At 35.5% G+C, this 5,365-nt stretch carries 5 protein-coding genes; all 5 read left to right on the top strand.

Features of this window, described 5'->3' with window-relative positions; genetic code table 11:
• Positions 1–761 (top strand): ribosome biogenesis GTPase Der (locus EQ827_RS07690; RefSeq protein WP_181190416.1); only part of this gene is annotated, 761 nt, incomplete at its 5' end.
• Between the two features lie 159 nt (positions 762–920).
• Positions 921–1,196 carry an HU family DNA-binding protein gene (locus EQ827_RS07685; RefSeq protein ID WP_174790319.1) on the top strand — a complete coding sequence of 92 codons (276 nt, stop codon included), beginning with the start codon at positions 921–923 and terminating at the stop codon, positions 1,194–1,196.
• Between the two features lie 178 nt (positions 1,197–1,374).
• Complete coding sequence (locus tag EQ827_RS07680; protein ID WP_181190415.1) at positions 1,375–2,649, top strand: tetratricopeptide repeat protein; 1,275 nt, start codon at positions 1,375–1,377, stop codon at positions 2,647–2,649.
• Complete coding sequence (locus EQ827_RS07675) at positions 2,636–3,823, top strand: CCA tRNA nucleotidyltransferase (protein ID WP_181190414.1); 1,188 nt, start codon at positions 2,636–2,638, stop codon at positions 3,821–3,823. Before EQ827_RS07680 ends, EQ827_RS07675 begins: the two co-directional genes overlap by 14 nt.
• 17 nt (positions 3,824–3,840) lie before the next feature.
• On the top strand, positions 3,841–5,365 hold a 1,525-nt coding region (locus EQ827_RS07670; protein ID WP_181190413.1), incomplete at its 3' end, for an ABC-F family ATP-binding cassette domain-containing protein.

The following is a 5,365-nucleotide window of genomic DNA, read 5'->3' as shown; positions in this document are numbered from 1 at the left end:
GAAAATCATCATTGGTTAATGCAATTTTAGGCGAAAAACGCGTAATTGTCTCTCAAATGGAAGGAACCACAAGAGATTCTATTGATACCCAATTTATAGATCAAGACACTCAAAAAATTTATACAATGATTGATACTGCAGGAATACGTAAACGCGGTAAAGTCTATGAAAATACTGAAAAATATTCTGTTATGCGAGCAATGCGTTCAATTGATCGCAGCGATGTTGTTGTGGTGGTTTTGGATGGCGAACAGGGGATTCGTGAACAAGATAAGCGTGTTGCTGGTTTGGCCCATGAAGCGGGACGCGGAGTCATTATTGCTGTAAACAAATGGGATGCAGTTGCCCATAAAGATCAAAGAACTATGCAAGAATTTGTTGATTATATTCACAATGAATTTCGGTATTTAAGTTATGCGCCAATTGTCTTTGTTTCGGCCTTAAAACACCAGCGTTTGGAACAAATTGTTGCTTTAGTGAATAATATTAATATCAATCAAAATCGCCGTATTCAGTCAGCTTTATTAAATGACTTGTTATTAAAAGCCACCGCTATAGCTCCAGCACCGACTGTGAAAAATAAGCGATTACGTTTATATTATCTTACTCAAGTTGCTACTACTCCACCGACTTTTGTGGTATTTGTAAATGATACAGACTTGTTTCATTTCTCTTATGAACGTTTTATCATTAATCAACTTAGAACAACCTTTGATTTTACAGGAACTCCGATTCGAATTATCGCTCGAAAGCGCAAATAAGGATTTTCTTAAGAATTAGCAAAAAGATTTAAAAAAATAGTGATAATCCTTGCCCTACTGCTAATCTTATGATAATTTGGAAAAGGATGATGGTGTGGTAGTCGTCATTAGTAATTTGAGTAGTGAATTAATTTTTGTTACTCCGCGGAGGTGAATTTATTGGCAAATAAAGCAGAATTAATTCAAAGCGTTGCAGAAAAAACCGGCTTAACTAAGAAGGATTCTACTGCTGCTGTTGATGCTGTGTTTAGTACTATTCAAGAAGACTTAGTTAAAGGTGAAAAAGTTCAATTAATTGGCTTTGGTAACTTTGAAGTGCGTCATCGTGCTGCTCGCAAGGGCCGTAATCCTCAAACTAATGCAGAGATTACCATCCCTGCAAGTAAGGTACCGGCATTTAAACCAGGTAAAACATTGAAGGATGCAGTTAAATAATTTTTTTAAAAGATTTATTTATCTGAATGGAAACAACTAATTACGTTGTTTCCATTTTTTTATTCCATTTCTTAGAACTATTTGAAGATTTAATGCAGGTAAACAGAATATGGCACAAAATGTGTCGGAAAGTAAAAAATATGTTAAGGTAAATTTAAACCAAAAGGGAGCTTCAAATATGTCATTTTCAAATCAAGCTTTAGATGCATTTAGCAGTGGTGATATCAACCAAGCTCAAAAATTAGTTCAAAGCGCCTTAAAAACAGATGATGCAGACACACTATTTGATTTAGCAGAAAATTTAGCTGCTTTAGGAATAAGTGATCAAGCCTTATTAATTTATGAAAAACTATTAAAAGATTATCCCCAAGAAGATATATTAAAAGTTAACCTAGCAGAGATTTTAATTTCGAATGATGAAATTGATCGGGCGACTTCTTTACTAGCACAGGTAAAATCAAATTCTAATGCATATTTATCATCATTATTAGTTGGCGCAGACTTATATCAAACTATTGGTTTATATGAGGTCAGTGAGCAAAAATTACAAGAAGCATTAAAATTAAATACGAAGGAGCCCGTAATTCAGTTTGCCTTAGCAGAATTATATTTTACTGAAAACAAGTTTAGTCAAGCAGTAATTTTTTATGAAAAGTTAATTGAACAAGGGCATAAGGATTTTTCAGGTATTTCCTTAATTCAACGGGTAGCAGCAGCCTATGCTGGTGAAGGCGACTATGAAAAAGCTGTTGCTGAATATAAAAAATTGCCTCTACTATCTTTAAATGCTGATAGTCAGGCTAATTTTGCGGCCTTAGAGATTGAATTAAAGCACTATTCTGCTGCTCAAAAAATCTTAGATAATTTATTAACTTCTAATCCTGATTATTCTGCTGGTTATAAATTAGCTGTTAAAGCCGCTAATCAGCAGCGTGACTATCAAACAGCTTTAAAGCAGGCTCAAATTGGCTTAGGTTATGACCCCTTCAATGCTGATTTATACCATGGAGGCAGTCAGGCTGCAATGCGTTTGGGTGATTATCAAAAGGCGCAAAAGCTCTTGCAGAAAGGTATTCAGCAAGTGGCGGAAAATAATGATTTGATTATTGCTTTAAGTGATCTCTATTTACAGCAGCAACAATATCAAGATAATTTAACCTTGCTTGAACAATATCAAGATGACCTAATTGATGAACCGCGGTGGCATTGGAATTATGCACGTTCTCAGGCAGCTTTAGGTGAAGAAAATATTGCTTTAAAAGAAATGTTAAGTGTTTATCAACAATATCGGCAAAATGCCACTTATTTAAAAGATTTAATTAATATCTTACAGCAATTAGAACAGCCGCAATTATTAAAAACTGCCGTTGACAACTATTTACAATTAGTACCAGATGATGAACAAATGATTGAATTACAGCAGCAACTAGGTGATAACAGTGAAAATAACTAAATTACCCCAACCATTAATGAAGGCCTTACCGGTTTTACGTCAGCTTAATCAAGCTGGTTTTGAAGCATATTTTGTAGGTGGATGCGTACGTGATACACTTTTAAGTCGAGCTTTGCATGATGTTGATTTAGCAACTAGTGCTTATCCTCAAGAAATTAAGCAAGTTTTTTCTAAAACAATCGATACAGGTATCAAACATGGAACCGTCACAGTGATTTATGGTGATCATACTTATGAAATAACGACTTTTAGAACAGAATCAGGCTATCAAGATTTTCGACGTCCCGATGTGGTTAAATTTGTACGTTCTTTACAAGAAGATTTACAGCGGCGTGATTTTACAATTAATGCCTTAGCAATGAATGCTAATGGCGAAGTTATCGACTTATTTTCGGGATTAGCAGATTTAAAGAACTGTCAAATTCGCGCAGTCGGTTACGCTAATGAGCGTTTTCATGAAGATGCTTTAAGGATGTTACGGGCAGTACGCTTTCAAGCTCAGCTTAATTTTAAAATTGAAGAGCAAACTCTTAAGGGAATTAAGAATAATGCTAGCTTATTACAGCATATTGCGATTGAACGCATTCGCGAAGAATTTCTTAAACTAATGCAAGGAACTAACCGTCAAGCTGGTTTACAGTCGTTATACTATACACATTTATATCAATATTGCCCTAGCTTAAAAGATTATAACTTGGAAGATTTATTACGTTATAACATGGGTAAAATCGAATCTGAAGCTGCAGTGTGGAGTTTACTAGGCTATATTGGAAAGCTTGATAAAGTGGAATTTAAAAAATTTTTAAAGTCCTGGAAAGTTGCTAATCGACCGGCAAAACTAGCGCAAAGGTCGGTTGAACTGCTTGCTACTTATAATGGTGATAACTGGTGTCTATACCAAGCTGGCAGTCAAGCAGTTCAAATTGCTGCTGAAGTTTTGAAGATAGTCCAACAAATATATAGAAGTCAAAGTATGCTTCAACAATATAAATCTTTACCCTTAAAATCTGCTCACCAATTAGCGATTGACGGCCAGCAAATTATGGCGGCTTTAAAAATTAATCCAGGACCGCAAATTGGTGCTGACTTGCAGCAAGTCCAAAAAGCTATTGTGGCGGGAAATTTAGACAATACTGCACCAGCTATTATCCAATTTTTAAAACAAAAATATTAAGAGAAGATTGAGTACACATGAAAACATTAAGTATTAATCATTTAAATCAGACTGTAGGAGCACGAACTTTATATACAGATGTTTCTTTTAAAATTACTACCCCTGATCGTATAGGTTTGGTGGGTCTCAATGGTGTGGGTAAGACTACCTTACTAAATAGTTTGGTAGATAAAAGTCTCTTAAAAAATAAAACAATTGAGCATCCTCACGATTACCAAATTAGCTATTTACGTCAAACCCCGCAATTTGCTGGTGATTTAACTGTATTGGAAGCTATTTTGCAGGGAGAAGAGCCTTTATATGTAACAGTGCGTAATTATGAACAAGTTTTAAATCAATATTCGCGTAATCCTAATGACCAACAAATAGCAAAGCGCTTTTTCCAGGCTCAAGAACAAATGGATCAAATTGATGGCTGGGAATTTCAGTCTACCGTAGAAACTATTTTGACAAAATTAGGTATTACTAAATTTAATCAGACTATGGCACAATTGTCTGGTGGTCAACAACGTCGTGTAGCTTTGGCACAAGTTTTAGTATCTACCGCCGATTTGTTAATTTTAGATGAACCAACTAATCACTTAGATGAAACAGCAATTAGTTGGCTGGAAACTTTTTTGAATAATTATCAAGGTGCAGTAATCTTTGTAACGCATGATCGCTATTTTTTAAATTCGGTTGCTAATCGCATTTTGGAAATTGATCAGCAAAAAATTACTGAATATGCGGGTAATTATGAAGCTTATGTATCTCAAAAAGCCCAAAATGAGGCTACCTGGGCTGCTACTAGACGCCATCAACGTAATTTATATCGCCACGAATTAAAATGGATGAGAGCCGGCGTACAAGCCCGGGGAACCAAACAAGTTGCCCGAGTTGAACGTTTCAAACAATTAAGTCAACAAGTACGACAGCAGTCCGATTTAAAATCAGATCAATTAACAATTGATATTAAGCAGCAACGATTAGGCAAGGATGTTTTTAATGTCCAAAATGCCGTTTTAAATTTTGGTTCGCAGACTCTATTGAAAAATTTAAATTTACGCATCAATTCGGGTGAACACTTAGGCATTATTGGAGCTAACGGTGCTGGGAAAACTACATTTTTGAATATTTTAGCCCAACGCCAAAAATTAAGTTCCGGGCAACTAGAGGTTGGGCAAACAGTTAAAATTGGCTATTATACTCAACATGTAGAGGCAATGGATCCTAATGTGCGTGTGATTACTTATTTAGAGAATCTCGGCCAAAATGTAGAAAGTTCAGCAGGTGGCCAACTATCGGCTTCACAGTTACTAGAGCGTTTTCTATTTTCACCGCAGCAGCAAGGAGCTTTTATTCGTGATCTTTCTGGGGGCGAAAAAAGGCGCTTATACTTATTGGCAATTTTAATTAGAAGACCTAATGTGCTCCTGCTAGATGAACCTACTAATAATTTGGATATTGAAACGATGACTATTTTAGAAGATTATTTATTAGATTTTGAAGGTACAATGGTGGCCGTTTCTCATGATCGCTATTTTTTGGATAAAATTACTGATG

Source organism: Bombilactobacillus bombi (genome assembly GCF_013607485.1).
GTDB lineage: Bacteria > Bacillota > Bacilli > Lactobacillales > Lactobacillaceae > Bombilactobacillus > Bombilactobacillus bombi_A.
The sequence above is the reverse complement of the archived record's forward strand: the minus strand, read 5'-3'. Positions and strand labels throughout refer to the sequence as shown.